Annotated in this window: 20 protein-coding genes and 1 pseudogene; 9 read left to right on the top strand and 12 right to left on the bottom strand. The window is 61.9% G+C overall.

Annotated features, from left to right (window positions below; all coding sequences use genetic code 11):
• Window positions 1-340: 340 nt before the first annotated feature.
• From FBZ99_RS18985 to FBZ99_RS18955, 7 genes are all read right to left on the bottom strand, one after another.
• A complete protein-coding gene (locus FBZ99_RS18985) occupies window positions 341-1,198 on the bottom strand; it encodes a transporter substrate-binding domain-containing protein (protein WP_113353349.1) in 858 nt (285 codons plus the stop codon).
• 32 nt (window positions 1,199-1,230) lie between these two features.
• Entirely contained in the window at window positions 1,231-1,998 is a 768-nt protein-coding gene (locus FBZ99_RS18980; RefSeq protein WP_113353350.1) for an ABC transporter ATP-binding protein, read from the bottom strand.
• Window positions 1,995-2,735 (bottom strand): ABC transporter permease, encoded by a 741-nt coding sequence (locus tag FBZ99_RS18975; protein WP_113420714.1) that lies wholly within the window; start codon window positions 2,733-2,735, stop codon window positions 1,995-1,997. The genes FBZ99_RS18980 and FBZ99_RS18975 overlap by 4 nt, the downstream gene beginning before the upstream one ends.
• Window positions 2,735-3,454, bottom strand: a complete 720-nt coding sequence (locus FBZ99_RS18970) for an ABC transporter permease (protein ID WP_145634297.1) — start codon at window positions 3,452-3,454, stop codon at window positions 2,735-2,737. Before FBZ99_RS18970 ends, FBZ99_RS18975 begins: the two co-directional genes overlap by 1 nt.
• Window positions 3,455-3,535: 81 nt before the next feature.
• Entirely contained in the window at window positions 3,536-4,390 is an 855-nt protein-coding gene (locus tag FBZ99_RS18965; RefSeq protein WP_145634295.1) for a transporter substrate-binding domain-containing protein, read from the bottom strand.
• A gap of 58 nt (window positions 4,391-4,448) precedes the next feature.
• Window positions 4,449-6,125, bottom strand: coding sequence for a M28 family peptidase (locus FBZ99_RS18960; RefSeq protein ID WP_113353352.1), 1,677 nt, complete (start codon window positions 6,123-6,125; stop codon window positions 4,449-4,451).
• Window positions 6,118-7,542: a M20 family metallopeptidase gene (locus tag FBZ99_RS18955; RefSeq protein WP_113331780.1), complete on the bottom strand. Its 1,425-nt coding sequence runs from the start codon at window positions 7,540-7,542 to the stop codon at window positions 6,118-6,120. Before FBZ99_RS18955 ends, FBZ99_RS18960 begins: the two co-directional genes overlap by 8 nt.
• A 177-nt stretch (window positions 7,543-7,719) precedes the next feature.
• Here FBZ99_RS18955 and FBZ99_RS18950 point away from each other — a divergent pair, with 177 nt between their 5' ends.
• Entirely contained in the window at window positions 7,720-8,361 is a 642-nt protein-coding gene (locus tag FBZ99_RS18950; protein WP_113420712.1) for a GntR family transcriptional regulator, read from the top strand.
• A gap of 102 nt (window positions 8,362-8,463) precedes the next feature.
• On the opposite strand, the gene FBZ99_RS18945 is transcribed toward FBZ99_RS18950, so the two are convergent.
• Window positions 8,464-9,639 carry an MFS transporter gene (locus tag FBZ99_RS18945; RefSeq protein WP_113353355.1) on the bottom strand — a complete coding sequence of 392 codons (1,176 nt, stop codon included), beginning with the start codon at window positions 9,637-9,639 and terminating at the stop codon, window positions 8,464-8,466.
• A gap of 105 nt (window positions 9,640-9,744) precedes the next feature.
• Window positions 9,745-9,852, bottom strand: a pseudogene (locus FBZ99_RS33880) (IMP dehydrogenase); the annotation flags it as partial.
• 175 nt (window positions 9,853-10,027) lie between these two features.
• On the opposite strand from FBZ99_RS33880, the gene FBZ99_RS18935 reads away from it, so the two are divergent.
• A complete protein-coding gene (locus FBZ99_RS18935; RefSeq protein WP_145321310.1) occupies window positions 10,028-10,921 on the top strand; it encodes a LysR family transcriptional regulator in 894 nt (297 codons plus the stop codon).
• A 252-nt stretch (window positions 10,922-11,173) separates the two neighbouring features.
• On the opposite strand, the gene FBZ99_RS18930 is transcribed toward FBZ99_RS18935, so the two are convergent.
• From FBZ99_RS18930 to madL, 3 genes are all read right to left on the bottom strand, one after another.
• On the bottom strand, window positions 11,174-11,842 hold the full coding sequence (locus tag FBZ99_RS18930) for a GntR family transcriptional regulator (RefSeq protein WP_145634293.1): 669 nt from the start codon (window positions 11,840-11,842) through the stop codon (window positions 11,174-11,176).
• A 253-nt stretch (window positions 11,843-12,095) separates the two neighbouring features.
• Window positions 12,096-12,860 (bottom strand): malonate transporter subunit MadM, encoded by a 765-nt coding sequence (gene madM, locus FBZ99_RS18925; RefSeq protein ID WP_145634291.1) that lies wholly within the window; start codon window positions 12,858-12,860, stop codon window positions 12,096-12,098.
• Between the two features lie 11 nt (window positions 12,861-12,871).
• A complete protein-coding gene (gene madL, locus FBZ99_RS18920; protein ID WP_145321305.1) occupies window positions 12,872-13,294 on the bottom strand; it encodes a malonate transporter subunit MadL in 423 nt (140 codons plus the stop codon).
• 174 nt (window positions 13,295-13,468) lie between these two features.
• On the opposite strand from madL, the gene mdcA reads away from it, so the two are divergent.
• The 7 genes from mdcA to FBZ99_RS18885 are packed head-to-tail and all read left to right on the top strand — an operon-like array spanning window position 13,469 to window position 19,458.
• Complete coding sequence (mdcA, locus tag FBZ99_RS18915; protein WP_145634288.1) at window positions 13,469-15,118, top strand: malonate decarboxylase subunit alpha; 1,650 nt, start codon at window positions 13,469-13,471, stop codon at window positions 15,116-15,118.
• Window positions 15,119-15,127: 9 nt separating this feature from the next.
• Window positions 15,128-15,439: a malonate decarboxylase acyl carrier protein gene (gene mdcC, locus FBZ99_RS18910; protein WP_145634286.1), complete on the top strand. Its 312-nt coding sequence runs from the start codon at window positions 15,128-15,130 to the stop codon at window positions 15,437-15,439.
• Window positions 15,436-16,347, top strand: coding sequence for a biotin-independent malonate decarboxylase subunit beta (locus FBZ99_RS18905; RefSeq protein ID WP_145634284.1), 912 nt, complete (start codon window positions 15,436-15,438; stop codon window positions 16,345-16,347). Before mdcC ends, FBZ99_RS18905 begins: the two co-directional genes overlap by 4 nt.
• Window positions 16,334-17,056, top strand: coding sequence for a biotin-independent malonate decarboxylase subunit gamma (locus FBZ99_RS18900; protein ID WP_145634282.1), 723 nt, complete (start codon window positions 16,334-16,336; stop codon window positions 17,054-17,056). The genes FBZ99_RS18905 and FBZ99_RS18900 overlap by 14 nt, the downstream gene beginning before the upstream one ends.
• Window positions 17,049-17,690 (top strand): malonate decarboxylase holo-[acyl-carrier-protein] synthase, encoded by a 642-nt coding sequence (mdcG, locus tag FBZ99_RS18895; RefSeq protein ID WP_145321299.1) that lies wholly within the window; start codon window positions 17,049-17,051, stop codon window positions 17,688-17,690. Before FBZ99_RS18900 ends, mdcG begins: the two co-directional genes overlap by 8 nt.
• A complete protein-coding gene (mdcB, locus tag FBZ99_RS18890) occupies window positions 17,687-18,541 on the top strand; it encodes a triphosphoribosyl-dephospho-CoA synthase MdcB (protein ID WP_145321297.1) in 855 nt (284 codons plus the stop codon). The genes mdcG and mdcB overlap by 4 nt, the downstream gene beginning before the upstream one ends.
• Window positions 18,538-19,458: an ACP S-malonyltransferase gene (locus tag FBZ99_RS18885; RefSeq protein WP_145634278.1), complete on the top strand. Its 921-nt coding sequence runs from the start codon at window positions 18,538-18,540 to the stop codon at window positions 19,456-19,458. Before mdcB ends, FBZ99_RS18885 begins: the two co-directional genes overlap by 4 nt.
• The last annotated feature ends 81 nt before the right edge of the window (window positions 19,459-19,539 follow it).

Here is a 19,539-nt window from a genome sequence, read left to right as displayed (position 1 = left end):
TTGCCGACACCGGACTTATTTCAACCGATCGGAAGGGTGATGGTAGACCAAGCTGTCCGGTGTGGTTGCACAGCAGTCGTGCAATTCTGGAATTCCATTCCGTCAATGCAAGGACGATCGAGAACGCCTAGCTCGATCCGACTGCAATAACGCCGCCTGACGGCCAAATAATCGCCTTGGCACCCAGGCAAATCTCGCCGACGCGCCTGAGCCGGCCATCCAGATCATCCCGATGACCTGCGCGTCATCGGGATGACAGGTTTGAAAGAGCATTTCGCTGCGGTTGCCCGGCACGATCAAAGGCATGCAGCGGGGGCGACCGTTTAGCCTCGCTCTGGATTTACTTCGGGGTCACGTCGAAGCCGAACCATTTCTGAGACAGCTTCGCGATCGTACCGTCGGCTTTTGCCGCCGCGATCGCATCGTTGAACATCGCCTTCAGCTGGGTGTCGTCCTTGCGCAGACCGACGGAACTGCCCCGGCCGAGGAGGCCGCCTTGGAAGCGCGGTCCGGTCACGGTCATATCTTCATTGCCGGGTTTTGCCGCGGCCGTCGACAGATAGGCCATCGACGCCATGATGAGATCGACGCGGCCGGCCTTCAGGTCGAGGTCATGCTGCTCGGTGGTCTTGTATTCGCGAATATCGGCGACGCCCTTCAGATATTTGTCGAGGAAGGTTGCCGCGATCGATGCAGTCTGCACGCCGATCGTCTTGCCCTTGAGCATCGGTTCGAGTTCCTTCAGCGCCTTGACCGCGCCGGCTTCATCCGTCGCGAGGGAAAACACCTGGCCCTTCATGGGAAGATCGGCAAGCGGGGAATCCTTCAGGGTTGCGAACGTCTGGCCGGTGGTGCCGTAGGAATCGCTAAAGGCAATGACCTCCTCCCGCTTGGCGGTCGCCGACATGCCGGAAATGATCGCGTCGAATTTACCCGCATTGAGTGCCGGGATCATGCCGTCGAAGGGCTGGATGACGGTCGTGCATTCGACTTTCATGTGATCGCAGAGATATTTGATCAGTTCGATCTCATATCCGTCCAGGCTGCCGTCCGCCTTGGTGAAATTCCATGGACGAAAAGCGCCTTCGGTCGCGATGGTGACATGCGTCCACTTTTTGTCCTCGGCGCGCACGACGCTCGCCGTCGCGAACGTGGCGACCATTATGAGCGCGGTTAGAAGTCCGGTCAGGTATTTCATGATCGAGTTCCCCATTGTGATTGAACTTGAAATTATTGGCTGATGAACTGGCGGAAGCGCTCGGAACGTGAACCGGCAAAGACATCCTGCGGCTTGCCGTCTTCCTCGACGACGCCCTTGTGCAGGAAGATGACGCGGCTCGAGACATCGCGCGCAAAGCCCATCTCATGCGTAACGACGAGCATGGTGCGTCCCTCCTCGGCGAGCGCGCGCATGACCCTCAGGACCTCGCCCACGAGCTCGGGGTCGAGCGCCGATGTCGGTTCATCGAACAGCATGACCTTCGGATGCATGGCGAGGGCGCGCGCGATGGCCGCGCGCTGTTGCTGGCCCCCCGAAAGATGAGCCGGGTAGAAATTGCGCTTGTCGGCGATGCCGACCTTGGCGAGCAGCGCTTCCGCTTCCTCGATGCATTCGGCGCGCGAACGGCCCTGGACGTGGACGGGCGCCTCGATCACGTTCTCGAGCACCGTCTTGTGGGACCAGAGATTGAAGCTCTGGAACACCATGCCGAGTTGGGAACGGATGCGATCGACCTGCCTTCCATCGGCTGGACGATGGGCGCCGCGGGCTGTGCGCTGCATGCGGATCGTTTCGCCCGCCACGGTCACCTCACCGGAATCGGGCGTCTCCAGCAAATTGATGCATCGCAGGAATGTCGATTTTCCGGAGCCTGAAGAACCGAGAATCGAGACGACGTCGCCTTCCAGCGCATCGAGCGAGATACCCTTGAGCACCTCGATCGGTCCAAAGCTCTTGTGCATGTCGCGCACGCTGAGTGCGATTGGCGTGGCAGTCATCGCGGATCTCCTACGGGGGCCGCCCCGGCGGCGGTATCGTGCGTCACCGGCACGGGCGGGCGCAGATGCGGGCTCAGCCGATACTCGGCAAACTGGATGAGGCGTGTCAGCACGAAGTTGATCACCAGGTAGATGGCACCTGAAACGACGAAGACCTCGATAGCGCGGTAGGTCTCCGAAATGATCTTCGCCGCGACGCCCGTGACTTCCATCAGCGTGATGATCGAGGCAAGCGATGTCGCCTTCACCATCGAGATCATCTCGTTGCCGTAGCCCGGCAGCGCCTGGCGGATGGCAAGCGGCAGGATGATGCGCCGGAACATCATGAGGCGATGCATGCCGCAGGCGCGCGCAGCCTCCACCTGCCCATGCGGCACCGAGAGCAGACCGCCGCGGATGATTTCACTGGCGTAGGCCGCGGTATTTAGTGTCAGCGCCAGGACGGCGCACCAATAGGGATCGCGCAGAAATGGCCAGAAAATGCTGTGACGGATGACGGGGAACTGGCCGAGACCGTAGTAGATCAGGAAGATCTGGACGAGCAACGGCGTGCCGCGAAAGACGAAAACGTAGAGCCGGGCAAACCAGTCGAGGACGGTGACGCCCGATAGGCGAGCAAGCGCCAGAAGCAATGCGAGGATGGCGCCGAGGCAGATCGACGTCACCGCGAGTTCGATCGTCAACGGGATCGCCGCGACAAGGCTCACGAAAGTCTCTTCAAGGAATTGCCAATCCATCAGCGTTTCCTCACACCGCGCGACAGATGGCGCTCTGCTTGCTGGATGATCAGGCTGGATAGGGTCGAGATCATCAGATAGATCACCCCTGCGATCAGGTAGAAATCGAACGGCAGTCCCGTCGAGCCCGCGCCGACCTGCGCCTGACGCAGCAATTCGGCGACGCCAGTGATCGAGACCAGCGCCGACTCCTTGAGAACAACCTGCCAGACGTTACCGAGCCCCGGCAGCGCATGACGCAAGGTCAGCGGCGCGATAATCCGGCGCATGCGCAGCCAGCGCGGCATTCCGCAGGCGATGGCGGCCTCGATCTCACCGGGATGCACGGCCTTGAACCCGCCGCGCAGCACCTCCGTGAACTGCGCACCGGACGTGACGCCGACGGCCAGGGAACCGGCGAGGAAACCCGGAAAACCGAGGAAGCCCTCCGCTCCGAACATCTTAACGATGGCCGTGACGACCGCGCTGCCGCCGAAGTAAAAGAGATAGATGACCAGCAGATCGGGGATGCCGCGAAGAACCGTCGTATAGGCATCCGCCGTGGCGCGTGCAATCCGGTTGCCGGCGATCTTGCCCCACGCGCCGAGCGTTCCGATGCAGGCGCCGACTGCATAGCCGGAAATCGCGACAAGAATGGTCATCCAGGCGCCGGCCAGGAGAGCATGACCCCAGCCATCCGGACCGAAGCCAGCAAGCTCGAATAGGGTTGGCTGGTTCATCCGCTTGACCTGAAAGAATGGATGTGCGCAGGGGAAGTCATGGTCTTAGCCTCGGCCGGGAACGGTGGATGCGGGACGCGCTCAATTAGCCTCGAAGGTCGGCGTCAGGTCGATCTTGCTCCATTTTTCCGAGAGCTGCTTGATCGTGCCATCCTTGGCCGCTTGCTTGATGGCATCGTCGAATTTCGCCTTCAGATCGGTCTCGCCCTTGCGCATGCCGAGAGCGACCTCCGTTGCCAACATCGCACCCTTCACCAGGGGGCCGGACATCATCAGATCGTCGTTGCCGGGTTTGGCGAGTACGGAGGTTTCATAGACGCCGCTGTCGAAGCCGGCATCGATGCGGCCTGCCTTGAGATCAAGATCGCGCTCTCCGGAGCTCTTATAGGCACGCACCGTCACATCGGATCCGAAATAGGAATTGATCAGCTGCTCCTGGCTGGTCGACTGGACGACACCGACCGTCTTGCCCTTCAAGGCCTTGCCGATCTCCGCGATCACCGGATCCGCTTTCGCCTTGTCGTTGAGATTGAGCCGCTCACCCGTCATCGGGAGAGGTGAAACCGATCCATCCTTCACGAGCAGGAAGCTTGCGACACCGCTCGCATAGGGTACGGTGAAATCGACCACCTGTTTGCGCTTATCGTTGATGCCGAGCGTCATCACCAGATCGAATTTGCCGGCATTCAGGCTTGGGATCATCGCGTTCCATTCGCCGGCGATCAACTCGCAATCGACCTTGGCGCGCTTGCAGAGATCGTTGATGAGATCGACGTCGAAGCCGGCAAGCTTGCCGCTTGAATCCATCAGGTTCCACGGCGGGAACGCGCCTTCGATGCCGACCTTCACCTGCGTCCAGTCTTTGGCGCCGGCGGTCAGCGGAGCAAGGGAGGCAATCATGCCGAATACGGCGGCAAGCATTTTTCTGTTTTTCATCTTCGTTCCCCTTTTCGGCCGCCTAAGCGGCCTTTTGTCAGATCCGGTATTCTCGGCGTCAGTTCTCCAGAGCCGCTCTCAGGGCGGCATTGGCCTCCCGCAGCGCGTAAGCGATGCGATTTCTCGTCTGACGCGCGTGAACGACGTAGAAAGCGGTATCCTGCGCGCCCTCATCCAGTCTCGCCAGCGAGCGCAGCCCTTCCAGAGAGGGCCAGGCGACGTGCGGCAGCGCGGAATCAGGATGGAAGCGTTCGCCGCTCGTATAGTTCAGCGGCACCAGATGCCGCCCGGCATGCATCAGCGAGGCATCGATCCGCGCCGCTCGTTCCGGCTTGGGATCCCTCACCTGCAGAAGCGAATTTGCGTTGACGCGCAAGTCTTCTATGGCCCGGGACAAGCCGGAGATATCGAGACGGCCGGCAAGCGCTGCCTGCAATTGCCCAATCTGCTCGTCGAGGGAGGCGGCATATTGAGTGTAATCCAGCGGCAGGACGGGCAAAGTCAGCAGCCGCCAGAGAACTTCGAGAACAATCGCCGTGTCCCGGCAAAGATTGTCCGGATCGATATGTTCGGCGGTGTCGTGCGGCGTATGCCACCACCATCCAAGCGCCGTCAGCATCTTGACGGGTCCCGGCGGCTGATGGCTGAGGCTGCCGAACATCGAGGGAATACCGATGCCCCAGAAGGACTGATCCGCGGCGCGGCCATGACGCCTGCCGGCGTGTTTCTGTCCGGTCACACGCTCGATCACATCCGCAGCCAAGGGCCTGAGTTCGTCGATCACACCGGAATTGGTGAGGACGGTAGCACCCTCGCCGCCGGTGGAATCGACATTGACATGGACGGCGCAGCGGCGATCGAGTTCGTCGAAATACTCGTCGGCGTACCAAGCTGAGCCGGAGTAGCGGCCATGGGAATGACCGGACCAGAAGCATATGCGCAAGCCCCTGCGCCATTCCGAGGCACGAAGCGCGAGCAGGCGCGCCGCCTCGAGCATCGTCGCATTGGCGCCGCCATTGTCCATGACCCCGAAATGCCAGGTGTCATGATGGCCGGAAAACAGGACGAAAGGTCCATCGTCGCCTTTCGGTTGAAGCTCGGCAACAAGCAACGGCGTCTTGCGCCAACCCGTGTCCACCTCCGCGCAAAGCGTTGCAGTCACCGCCTCTCCGCGCGCAAGCCTTTCACGCAGGCGGCCGCCATCATCCTTAGCGATCGAGCAGATGACGGTCGTCGGCAGCCTGTCGCGCGTGTGTTGCGACGGGCTGCCCCAGACCGGGGAGACGCACATCTCATAGAGATGCTCGTTCGGACTGATGTGAAGTTCGCCGAGCGCGCCGAAAGCACTCGCAAGCGCGGCCACTTCTTCGGTCGCGATACCATCGACCAGGACGATCTTGCCGGCGATATCCTTGCCGGCGAAATCGGCTTCGGTTCCCTCGCCGACATGGATGAGATTGCCGGTTACTCCCGCGGCTGGTGTCGAGATCGACATGGAATGCGTGATGCAACGAAGGTTCTCGCCATCGATCTCAACCGTGGCGGCACGTGGCAAGCTGATGAAGGCATCGTGCGACAGAAGCCGCGTGCGATAGCCAAAGCCGTCCATCTCAGCCTGGAGATAGCGGAAGCTTTCCAGCTCTTCGGCCGTGCCCGAAAGCTTTACTCGGCGCGCGAATTCGCCGATATGCGCCATCAAGCGCGCGCGATCGGGCTTCAGACCGGCCTCAGCCATTGGCCTTCTCCGGCAGCGGCGGCTCGACATCGTCCGGGATCGGGTTGACGAAGGGCGTACCTTCGAGGCGTGCTTTGTGATCTTCCTTGGCGGCCGCGATGAGCGCGGGATTGCGGATGAGTTCGACGGCCGTGCTCGCCATCACCTTGGCGGCATGTTCGGTGCCCTTGTGAGCGACAGGCAGCTTGCCCTGCGCGACGAGCTGCCAGGAGTGGCCGGGCGTGCCGATCGCATAGGTGGCGCCGCGCATCTGCACGGTCGGGACGACCCAGCTGACCGTTCCGACATCGGTCGAGCCGACCAGGGTGCCATCGCCGGCGTTCAACGGAAAGATTTCCTCACAGAGCGCCTGGCCCTTCTTCGGCTTCAATGCAAATCGGCCGTAGGAAGCGGCAATATCCTCCGCGCTGAAGGTCTGCTGAAACTTCAGCGCGGTCTCGCGATCCGCGTCGTCAAACACGGGCGGCCCGAGCCGATTCAGCTGCGCGAACATGCATTCCTCGAGCGGTGTATTGCCAACGAGATTGGCGTCGCCGCTGATGATCTCGCTGCGAACCGTCGTCTCTGTCATCAAGGCGGCACCCTCGGCCACCTTCTTGACCCGGGCGACCAGCGAAAGGAGTTCCGGCAGGGTCCGCGCCCGCACGAGATAACGCACGGTGGCGCGCGCCTGCACGACATTGGGGGCCGCGCCGCCGGTATCGGTGACGGCATAGTGGATGCGCGCCGTCGACGGCATGTGTTCGCGCATGTAGTTGACACCGACATTCATCAGCTCGACCGCATCCAGCGCGCTGCGGCCAAGATGAGGCGTGGCAGAAGCGTGCGAGGCACGGCCGGAAAAATGGAAATTGATCTCGTTGCAGGCGAGCGAAATGGGATTGTTGACGCCGGCGAAGGCCGCCGGATGCCAGGAGATCGCGATATCGACATCATCGAAAACGCCAGCACGAACCATGAAGCCCTTGGAGGATCCACCCTCCTCGGCCGGGCAACCGTAATAGCGCACCCTGCCCTTCAGGCCGTTTTCTGCGAGGAAATCCTTGACCGCGGCCGCCGCGAGCATCGAGCCGGCGCCCAGCATGTTATGGCCGCAGCCATGGCCATTGCCGCCATCGACCAGAGGCCGCTCTTCCGCGACACCGGCTTCCTGGCTCAATCCGGGCAGCGCATCGAACTCGCCGAGGATCGCGATGACCGGACCATCCTCGCCCGCTTCGCCCATGACAGCCGTCGGCAGGCCGGCGATGCCGCGCTCGACACGAAACCCCTGACGCCCAAGCATCGCGGCATGTTCTTCGGCGGATCTGTATTCCAGGTAGTTCGTTTCAGGAATGTCCCAGATCCGATCGCTAAGCGCGAAGAATTCCGCGCTTTTCCTTTCGACAATGTCCCAGACCGCATCGGAATTTTGCATGGACTTGCCATCCGCCTCATATAATGGATACTAAATTGGTACCAATTTATGTGCCAATAAGAACGGATGCGCAAGAGATGAGCATGAATATTTTTTTGGCAGCCATAGCGCGCGCCGTGTTGAAAAATGTGGACCTATGATAGTCATCGCCAACTTGGGAAGGTCTGGGAGAGCTGCATGAACTCGCTGGAAGCTGAAGCGGCGGCGCGGTCGCACGGAGGAGAGGCGCCCGACGTGACCGAGCTCATTCTCCAGGACATCCTCGCGGGCAGGCTCCCACCGGGAACATGGCTGAAGCAGATCGATCTGGAGCGTCGGTACAGTTGTACGAGGCCGCAGGTGCGACGGGCGCTCGACCGCCTCGTGCAGAAGCGGCTTGTCGAGCACATTCCCAATCGCGGCTATCACGTGCACGAGCAGGACGGGCGCCGCGCCCAGGAAGTAAGCGATATCCGCGTGATCCTCGAAGTGGCGATCAGCGATCGCATCGTCGCCAATGCCGGCGATGCGGATATTGCCAATTTGCGCGCGCTGGCTTCGCGCTTCGATGATCTGGTGCTCAATGGCACCATGCTCGAGCTTTACGAAGCCAATCTCGCTTTTCACCGCTACCTGCTGGTACTTGCAGGAAATCAGGAGCTTGTCGAACTCATCACCGAAATCCGGCAACGCACCTCATCGGCACCGGTCTCGCAATGGCGAACCCGAGCCCGCATCGAGCAGTCCGGCCGCGAGCACCAGCAGATGATCGACGCAATAGAGAAGCGCGACGTCGATATGCTCAAGGAACTGACCCGCAGGCATATTTTGCAGACATGATTAATATCGACCACAGCCTGGGGCATGCCCTGCGAGGCTATCGGCCGGGGCCGCGACCCCATTTCACATCGCGGGCCTATCCGCGCCTGGATCTGTCCCAGATCATTCGGACCGTCTTGCCGTGAACGCAATGATGGCGGCCGCCAGAAACAGAACACCGCTATAGGCGAATGGGCTCCACCACCCGACGCCGTCGAACAGCAGCCCGCCTGTGAAGGCACCGGCGGTGATTGCCGCCTGGATCAGCGCCACCAGCAGCCCGCCGCCGGCCTCGAGTTTGTCTGGGATGGCCCGGGTCATCCATGTGTTCCAGGCAACAGGAATGGGCGTGGCGAAGAACCCGAACAGGCAGAGGAGCGCGGCGACCGCAATACCCGAAGGTGCGAGCGGGATCAGCAGCAGAGCGATCGCGGCGAGCGCCGCGGGGAATCCGGCGAGGACGGCATCCAGATGCGCTCGCAGCAGGAAGCCGATCAAGGACGTGCCTAGCAGGCCGAACACGCCGATGCCGAGGAGCACGACCGACAGCTCGTTCACATCAAGCCTCGTCACATCTCCAAGGAGCGGTCGAAGATAGGTCGACAGCGCGAATTGGCCCATGAAGAAGAAGGACATGGCGGCCATGCTGATTGCCAAGACGCGGTTTCGCAGCAACCCGAGCGGACCGCCCCCGTCATTCTTCGAACCGCCGGGTATTCGCGGCAAGGCGAAGATTTGCCAGACGAAGGCGATGATGCCGACCGGAACGACGATGAAGAAGGCACCGCGCCAGCCTATCAATCCGCCGAGAAAGCTTCCCAACGGCTGAGCGATGACCGTGGCCAAAGCAGTACCGCCCTGCAGCATGGCGAGGGCCTTTGGAATGTCCTGTTCGGCAGCGATGCGCGCGACGATAGAGGTGGACAGCGACCAGAAACCGCCGATCGCGATGCCGATCAGCGCGCGGCCGAGCATGAAGACGAGATAGTTGGGCGCGAATGTGATCGCCAGACCCGAGAGCACCATCACGATCGTATAGGACAGGACCACCGTTCGCCGATCCAGCCGCCACAGCACCGTGTTGCTGAACAGGCTGGTGACGACCGCGAAAAATCCGGAAACGGAAATCGCCTGCCCCGCCTGCCCCGCGGTAATGCCAAGCTCCTCTGCGATCGGGGTTAGCAGGCTGACGGGAAGAAACTCGGAAGCGACGAGGGTAAAGGTCATCAGCGTCATGCAGATGATCGCGGCCCATGGGCTGGCCGCACGCTCGACGGCGCGGTCATAGGTGGTTTCCATAACAATTGTCCAAAGTTGCCTGAACGCGCTGTTCAGCGGAAAGTCTTGATGGTGGCAGGGGCGCTCGTCGCGGCGATGAATTGCCTTTTCTTCATGGCCTGCTCCTCACATCCCGAGCAGTGCCCTGATGGCCCGGCACTCATCCATGGCCTTGTAACCATGCGCGACATCGGCAAGCGGAACCGCCAGATCGAAGACCTTTCCGGGATTGATGAAGGATTGTCGCGAGCATGGCCCGGTCTCCCGTCGGGGCGCGTTGCGCCTGTCCGTTTCGCATTCGGGAGAATACATAGCATCGCTCGATAAATCGGATTAGACGGGGTAATTTGCATGAAGCTATCGAAAATTGATATTAATTCGGCCCGCGATTATGGGATAGGACAAGCTCATGCCACGGGAAAATTTCAACGAACTGCTGGTGTTCCTGGCCGTCGCTGAGGAACGGAGCTTCACGAAAGCGGCCGCAAAGCTGGGCACATCCCAATCGACGCTCAGTCATGCGGTGAAGAAACTTGAAGAACGTCTTGGCATGCGCCTGCTGGCGCGCACGACGAGAAGCGTTGGACTGACGGAGGCGGGCGAACGGCTCCAACAGTCCCTGTCGCCTCGCATCGCCGAGATCGAAGCGGACATCGAAGCCTTGACCGTCTATCGGGAACGCCCGGCAGGAACCGTCAGGATCACGCTTTCCAACCACGCCATGGAAAGTGTCGTGTGGCCGAAATTGTCGTCCATCCTTGCCGATTACCCTGATATCAAGCTTGAACTCAGCGTCGATGGCAGCTTCCGCAACATCGTCGAGGACGGGTTCGATGCCGGCGTCAGGCTTGGCGAAAGCCTCGAGAAGGACATGATCGCGGTACGCATCGGCCCCGACTGGAGGCTGGTGGCGGTCGGCTCGCCAGAGTACTTTAGAACCCGATCAGCACCGCTGACCCCACAGGAGCTGATGCGTCACAACTGCATTCGTCGACGCCTCGGCCGCATCGGCGGTCTCTATGCCTGGGAGTTCGAAAAGGACGGAGAGGAGATCCGGGTCAGGGTCGAGGGCCAGCTCACGTTTAATACCGATCGCGAGATGATATCGGCCGCTCTCGACGGACACGGAATTGCCTACGTTCCGGAAAGCTATGTCGAGCACCATCTGGAGGCGGGGCGACTTCAACTTGTCCTCGACGACTGGTGTCCGAAATTCGCGGGCTACTACCTCTATTATCCCAGCCGCCGACAGAATCTTCGCGCATTCTCCGTCGTCATCGATGCCCTTCGCGAAAGAGGCTGAAGTCAAACACCAACGATCCGACCAAGGCGCTGTTATCGGTGCCGGAGGGCGGTCAGGCCAATCGAGAAGCCGCAGCGGACTTGGGAGGCGGCTCGGATGCTGCTCAGCCCGCTAAAATCAATCAGCCGCAGCGGCAGCAATTCCTGTGATTGATCCGAGCTTTAGGGCGGGATCAGATTGGGATAGGTTGTAGCCTGCCGGATGCATCCTGAGATCCGGACAGCTTGCGCGACGGTGGAATCGTTCGGCTGTTCATTCCGCTGCCTCGTCGATTTCCATGTAGCGCGCCAATGCCAAGGCCGCATTCAGCATATGTTCGCGCACGACTAGGGCCGCTTCCGTCGCATCGCCCCGGATCATGGCGCGCAGGATCGCCTCGTGCTCAAGGAATGAAGCCGTCAATCGCTTCGGTTGCCGCAGCTGAGTCCTGCGGAATGGCAGCAGTCTTGCCCGCAGCCTCATCAATTCATCAAACAGAAACTCGTTATGCGCACCGCGATATAGCGTTTCGTGGAAGGACAAATTGAGCTTGTCATACTGTTCAAAGTCGTCTGCCTTCGCCGCGAGTTCGGAACGCTCATGAATTTCGGTCAGAACCGCGCGCTCCACGCCCGTTATCCGATGGGTCGCCAGACGGACGCACATGCATTCCATCTCGGCGGTTACTTCGAACATCTCCATCAGCCGCGGCAAGGTCAGCGGCAGGACGGTTGCGCCTCGCCGCGGACGAATCTCAACGAGCCCGATCGCCTCCAACTGACGTAAAGCATCCCTTACCGGCGTGCGGGAAGCGCCGAAGCGGCTGCTGAGCGTTGCCTCGTCCAGGCTTGTGCCGGGCCTTATGGCGCCGGAGGAAATCTCATCCATCAGCACCAGTTTAATGCGCTGACCGATCGATCCAGCTTCGTCAAATTCCGTCATGTCAAACCTTGTTTCCGATTTGGCGGGCAACCATTCAGTTTTACATCATCCAATTCGACAGATAGCAATCGATATGAAGCATGGTGCCGCATTCGGCCCGTTTTGCCTGCTGGCGAGGAGGCCATCGACGACGGCTGGATCGGCAAGCATCGGGGTATAGCCGGGCGCCCAAATCGTACCGGCGATCCCGTGCAGGATGCGGCATCTAAAAGCCTTTTTCTGCACCGGTTCGACCGGCTTTCCCCATTTTGTTTCAGCCCCCTGCAATCGCCCTGACGGCGAGATAAAGGATCGAAGGCGCTACAAGGCAGCCCAGCCCCGTGTGAAACGTCGCCGTCAGCGCGCCATAGGGGACGAGACGGCGATCGGTCGCCGCCAGGCCGCCGGACACGCCGCTGACGGTTCCCATCAGGCCGCCGAACATCATGGCGCTGCGGGGATTGTCGAGACCGATCGCCTTGGCGACGATCGGGGTTCCGACCATGACAAGGACCGCCTTGAAAACACCGGTCGCAATCGACAGCGCGATCACGGCCGAGCTTGCGCCCAGAGCGGCACCCGTCACAGGTCCCACGATGTAGGTAACGGCACCGGCGCCGATCGTCGTTATGGATACCGCATCCGTATAGCCGAAAGCGACGGCGAGCAACGAGCCGACAATGAACGGAAGAACCGTGCCGAGGCCAAGGGCAAGCGCACCGACAGCGCCAGCCTTGCGTGCTTGGCCGACATCGACCTCGAAGGCCGTGGCGACGATGGCGAAATCGCGCAGCATGGCTCCGCCCATGAGGCCGATGCCACTAAGGATTGGAATATCCACCACCCCTTTTTCGCCTCCGGTCCACAGACCAGCCGCGAAGGCGGCGGCGAGCCCCAGAACGATCGCGATGGCCGAGCCGTGGACGCGGCCGAACAGGACATGTTTCGAAATGGCGTTCGACAGCCACATGACCAATCCGACGATGGCGAATGCGGTAAGCAGGCTGTTGGCGGTCAAGCCGTGTTTCAAGATCTCCATGGCGGCCTCCCTCAGATCGGATTGCCGGAGGTGGCAAGCTCACCCCTGGCCCTCGCTTCGATTTCGTCCATCGTTTCGCCTCTCTCGCCGATGCGACTCATCAGGGCGACGGTCGCAAAACAAACGAAAACCGTCACGATACCGGCGATCAGCACCAGCGGACCGCTGCGCGCGGCCACCAACACGTTTTGCTGCGCTGCCATGGCGACGACGATCGGGATGTAGAGAGCGCCCCAGAACTCGACACCGAGTTTGAGCGGCAGCGTCAACAAGCCCCGCCTACTCAGCCAAAGCCGCGTGGCGATAAGCAGGATCATGGCAATGCCGACACCGCCGACATTCGCCTTCACGCCAAGCGCTACCCCCAGGAGATCACCGAGGACGCTTCCCAAGAGGGTGCAAAGGGCAAGCATCGCGACACCAGAGATCATCATGAGCGATCCTCCCCGCATGCGCTTCGATAGAAATACGAGTTCACCATTTTTCCTCCTCCTATGCATACGGATAGACCGCACGACGATTTTAAAATACACTTTGTTGCAGTTTTCGCAATTGTGTGTACATTATATTTCCGGAAACACGCTCTTGCGCATACATAGGGCTATCAAATGCTTGATTGGAATACGAAAGGTCGCGACAGGCTGGCGCGTCTCGAGGCCGGCCAGCGTTTCTCTGCCGGCAAGCTCGTCGACCCGCAGCAGCTCGTCGCTTTCCTGGAAGCGATCCTGAAGCCTGGAGATCGCGTTTGCCTCGAGGGCGACAACCAGAAGCAGGCGGACCTTTTGGCCAAGGCGCTGTCCAAGGTCGATGTCGCCAAGATACACGACCTGCATATGGTACAGTCGGGTGTGGTCCTGCCGGAGCATCTCGACATTTTCGAAAGCGGCATCGCCCGAAGGCTCGATTTTTCCTATTCCGGCCCGCAGTCGGCTCGCATCGCGCGCATGATGTTCGGCGGTCAGATCGAACTGGGTGCGGTCCATACCTATCTGGAACTCTTCGCCCGCTATTTTATTGATCTGACGCCAAAGGTGGCGCTCATCGCCGCCGTCAGCGCGGACAGAGAGGGAAATCTCTATACCGGGCCGAATACGGAAGATACGCCAACGGTCGTGGAGGCGACGAGCTTCGGCAAGGGGCTGGTCGTCGCGCAGGTGGGCGAGATCGTCGACCGCGTGCCGCGCGTCGACATTCCCGCCGACCAGGTTCATTTCGTCGTGGATGCCAAGCGACCCTTCTATGTGGAGCCGCTGTTCACCCGCGATCCGGCGGCGATTACCGAAACGCAAATCCTGACCGCCATGCTGGCGATCAAGGGGCTCTATATGCCCTATGGCGTGCGCCGCCTGAACCATGGCATCGGCTTCAATACGGCGGCCATCGAGCTGCTGCTGCCGACTTACGGTGAGCGGCTGGGATTGAAGGGCAAGGTCTGCACGCATTGGGCACTGAACCCTCATCCCACCTTGATCCCCGCCATCGAAGCCGGATGGGTGGAGCAGATCCATTCCTTCGGCTCCGAAGTGGGTATGGAAGACTATATGCGGGCTCGCCCCGACATTTTTTTCACCGGGCCTGACGGCTCGCTACGTTCTAACCGTGCCTTTTGCCAGACCGCCGGACTCTATGCCTGCGACATGTTCATCGGCTCGACCTTGCAGATCGACCTTGCCGGCAACAGTTCGACCGTGACCGGCAGCAGGGTCGCGGGTTTCGGCGGCGCCCCCAATATGGGATCGGACGCACGGGGCCGGCGCCATCCGAGCGAAGCCTGGCTGCGCGCCGGCCGGGAAGCCTATCCCTCCGCTGCGACCCCTGCCCTGCGCCGGGGCCGCAAACTGGTCGTCCAGATCGGCGAAACCTTCGGCGATGGCATGGTGCCGATGTTCGTCGAGCGTCTGGCCGCCCTGGATCTGGCCGACAAGCTACAGCTCGATCTGGCTCCCGTGATGGTTTACGGTGACGACGTGACCCATATCGTGACCGAAGAGGGGATCGCCAATCTGCTGTTGTGTCGCGACAGGGACGAGCGGGAACAGGCGGTCCGCGGCGTGGCCGGTTACACCGAAGTCGGTCGCGCCCGAGACCGCAAGATGGTGGAGCACCTGCGTCAGCGCAAAGTCATCCAGCGTCCCGAAGACCTTGGAATTGATCCCCTGGATGCCGATCGCAGTCTGCTGGCCGCGCATTCCATCAAGGATCTGATGCTCGCCTCTGGCGGCCTCTACAGGCCGCCTTCCCGGTTCCGCAATTGGTAGGCCGTCCCTATGGAAAATCTGCTTTACGAATTGAAATCGACGCAGACTGGCGGGACCCGCGCCCTCGCCTTGGTGGGCGTCGTCGCGTCGGGCAACCTCGAAGTATTGCTTGAACGACGGGAGGCGCCGGACCGTTGCGTCATCGAGATCGCGACGCCGGCCCATGGTTTCGCCGAGCTGTGGGCAGCGGTTACCGAAGATTTCGCGGCACGCTCCGCCGCCGGCGGCCTGCGCATCACGATCAATGACGGCGGCGCCCGGCCGGATATGGTGGCGCTGCGCCTGGCCCAGGGTGTACGGCTGATGGAGAAGCCAGAATGACCGATCCTCGCACGCCGCGCCGAAGCTGGTATGAAGACTCCGCCCGTGGCCGGCTGCTGCATCTGCTCGATGCCGACAGCTTCACCGAATTCCTAGGCCCGGAACGGCGGGAGACGAGCCCTCACCTCTCACTCTTCGATTTGCCCCGGCAGTTCGACGATGGCATCATCGTCGGAGCCGGCCGCATCGATGGTCGCCCGGTACTAGTAGCCGCCCAGGAAGGGCGCTTCATGGGCGGTGCCATTGGCGAGGTGCACGGCGCCAAGCTGACTGGCCTGCTGCATGCCTCGGCTAAGATGCGGCGGGATATCGTCATTCTCTTCGACACGGGCGGCGTGCGCCTCCAAGAAGCCAATGCCGGTGAATTGGCAATCTCCGAGATCATGCGCGCCGTGCTGGAGGCGCGATCCGAGGGCGCGCGCGTCATCGGTCTTCTTGGCGGCCGGGCGGGCTGCTATGGCGGCGGCAGCCTGATCGCCGGCTGCTGCTCGGCGCTCATCATCTCCGAGCAGGGTCGCCTATCCGTGTCCGGGCCGGAGGTCATCGAGACGAACAGGGGCGTGGAAGAATTCGACTCGCGGGATCGGGCGCTCGTCTGGCGAACCATGGGCGGCAAGCATCGCTACCTGATCGGCGGAGCCGATATCTTCGTCGAGGACGATATCGCCGCCTTCCGCGCCGGTGCGATTGCCGCGCTGCAACGGCCGGCCACTTTAGACCCGACGGTACTGCAAGCGGAACAGACGCGGCTCGAACATCGATTGCGCCAATTCGGCGATGCCCATGATGCTACCGAGATATGGGCGCGGCTGCAGATCGAGGACTCCGGGCAAATACCGGAGCGGGACATCGGGACTTTCCTCACCACGGCCAATATCCATCGGGAGAGCGCCGATGCAGCTCGCTGACATCCTGTCCTCACTCTTTCCCGCCGGCCACGAGATAACCCTGGCGGATGGGCTTGTTACCGGCTGGGGGCGGTTGGACCGACAAAACCGGATCGACCTGATCGGCATTGCCGACAAGACCTATCCGGGCGTCGATGAAGCGATAGCGCTGGCCGGGCATATCCTGTCAGTCGCCCGGCGGCCGGACAGTTCACCCCTGTTATTCCTGGTCGACTCCGGCAGTCAACGCATGAGCCGGCGTGACGAACTGCTGGGTCTCAGCGAGGCGCTGGCGCATTTGGCAAAGGCGCTGTGGCAAGCTGAGCATGCGGGACACCGTACGGTCGGCCTTCTCTATGGCGGCAGTGCTGCCGGCGCCTTCATTGCCACCGCGCTGGCTTGCGGATCGCTGGCAGCCCTGCCCACCGCCTGGCCCGAAGTCATGGACCTGCCATCCATGGCCCGGGTAACCAAGCTGCCGCTTGCCACGCTGAAAGAAAAGGCGGCGACAACGCCCGTCTTCGCGCCCGGCCTCGATAATCTTCTCGCAACCGGCGCCATAGCGGAAGTGTGGGATCCGGCGTCCTCCTTGAACGCCCAGCTCGCCGCGCTTCTCGCCAAGCCCATTTCGCGCGATCCGCGCGCGCAATGGGGCGCGGATCGCGGCGGTCGGCCGAAGGCCGCCATGATCGCGGCCGAAATAGAACGGCTGGCTTTGCTCCATGGTTGATGTCGCCGCCCTCCGCCGTCACGATCTTGTCTATGTGCGCTCCGAAGCATGGCTGGGCTTGCTGCAGGGCCGAGTCCAGGGCGAAATGGAGCCCGATCTGCTGGCATGGGCGGAATTGGGACGACCGGCAATCTTCCGTCGTCGGACCAGCGGCGACGCGACGGATATCATACCCTTGGGGCTGCCCCTTCCTCCAGGCATGGGGCGAAAACGGCTCGCTCTCGCATGCCCGCCAGCTGCCGTCATGCAGACGGCAGCTCCTCCTCTATTGAGGGATGCGCTACCCGCGGCGCCGGCGCAATGGTGTCAGGCCATTGGCGCGCTTCTGGAGGCAGCCCCCTCTTGTCGCTGTTTCGGAAGTCTGGCTTGGCAATACCTGACCGGCCTTTCCTATCTGGCCGATACTTCCGATCTCGATCTTCTGGTCGAGTGTCGCTCGGACGCAGATGCAAGGCGAGTGACGGCTTTACTGACCGATGTTGCCGAACACGCGCCCATGCGGATCGACGCGGAATTGATCACGCCCTACGGCACGGCCGTTCAGTGGCGGGAATGGCTGTCGGAAAACCCGGAACTCCTGGTTAAATCCCATACTGGATCGGCCCTTATTGCGCGGGAGGCGCTCTTCGCATGACGTTTCCATTGCTGACCGAACCATGTCCCGTCGCCGTCAAGCATCGCGATCCCGCGCTGATTGGACGGCATGCCGCCCAAGCGCTCGTCCTGGAGGTGGAAACCTGGCCCAAGCCCGGATTGGTCAGCCACATCGACAACGGCGCTCACGCCGACATGGACGCGGATCTTCTGCGCCTGAGCGCTCGGACGCTGGAGCCGTTCTTCGTCGCGCTTGCGGAGGCGGGCGCGATGAACGCCGGCATGGATCGCCTGCGGCAAATCGGCATTGAGGCGGAAAAGGCAATGAGGGATGCGACCGGCGGAGTAAACACCCATCGCGGCGCCATCTTCGGCCTTGGCCTTCTGGCGGCGGCGGCCGGCCTGGCGGCGAACCGCGCCTGGCAGGCGCCGCTCGGCACCCTTGTCGCACAGCGTTGGGGACGTGACATCCTTAACCATGCGCCGGAGCACGACACTCACGGCAGCGTGGTGGCGCGACGCTACCAGGTCGGCGGCGCGCGGGCCGAGGCTGCCGCCGGCATGCCATCCGTCTACGATGTCGCCCGCCCCGCGCTTGCCGAAGGGCGGCGCCTGGCCATGGGTAACGAGGAAGCCGCGAGGGTTCATGCCTGCATGGCCCTGATCGCGGTGGTCGACGACAGCAATCTGCTTTATCGTGCCGGCCCGGAAGGGTTGAATTTCGCGCGTGACAAGACCAGCGCCTTCCTGGCGGACGGCGGGGTCGGACGCGCGAGTTGGCGATGGGATGCCAAGGCCGTTCACGAGGCGTTCGTGGCGCGCAACCTCAGCCCGGGCGGTTGCGCCGATCTCCTTGCGATGGCATTGTTTACCGAGGTGTTGGAATCGTGACCCTCGCGCTGCTGTGTTCGGGCCAAGGCCACCAGAGCCGGGAAATGTTCCGGCTGCTGGCAGCGGAACCCGACGCGCAGCTCATCTTCGAGGCCGCGGCCGCGGTGCTTGGGGCGCATCCAACGGACTTCTGCCGGACCGCACCCGAAGCCGCGTTGCATGCGAACCGCGAAGGTCAGATCCTGTGCGTGATACGTGCGCTTGCGATTGCTCGCGTCCTTTTTCCGGCCGGAGCGCCAAGCGAAACAATGGTGGCTGGCTACAGCGTCGGTGAAATGGCGGCGTGGGGGGTGGCTGGGATCTGGTCACCCATGGACACTTTGAGGCTGGTCGATCAGCGGGCGCGGGAAATGGACGCCGCCGGCGGCCCAGATGACGGACTTGGCTATGTGCGTGGTTTGCCAATGGCGGCGGTGCGGGAGCTTGCCGATCGTTTCGGCTGCGCAATCGCCATCGTGAACCCCGATCTCCTGTTCATCCTCGGCGGCGCCAGACAATCGATCGATGCGCTATGCACCGCCGCGCTTGAAGAAGGCGCGGCACGCGCCGCGCCGATGCCAGTGCATATCGCCTCCCATACACCGCGGCTCGCCGGTGCGGTGGCACCGTTTGATAAAGCCCTTGCCTCGGCAGCTGTCAACCGCCCGGCGCTGCGCCTCATGACCGCCACCAGTGCCACGATTGTCGTCGATCCGCAACGCGCCCGCGGAGGGCTTGCGCGGCAACTGGCCGAAAGGATCGATTGGGCAGGCGTGATCGAAGCCATGGCCGAACGTGGCGTGACGACGATCCTCGAACTGGGGCCGGGTCGAGCCCTGGCGGAGATGGCAGCTCTTGCGCTACCCGGGAAAAGAGTACGTGCGGTCGACGAGTTTCATAGCCTCATAGGGATCAAAGCCTGGCTGGCTGCCGACTGAAACCAAGGTCTTCCCGCTACCGACTTGTATTACCTGTCCTCGGATGCCGCGATGCAACCGATCTTCAGGCCGGTGGCGGCG

Origin of the sequence: Rhizobium sp. ERR 1071 (assembly GCF_007828675.1) — a bacterium.
GTDB lineage: Bacteria > Pseudomonadota > Alphaproteobacteria > Rhizobiales > Rhizobiaceae > Rhizobium > Rhizobium dioscoreae.
This window is presented reverse-complemented; position numbering and strand designations above follow the sequence as displayed.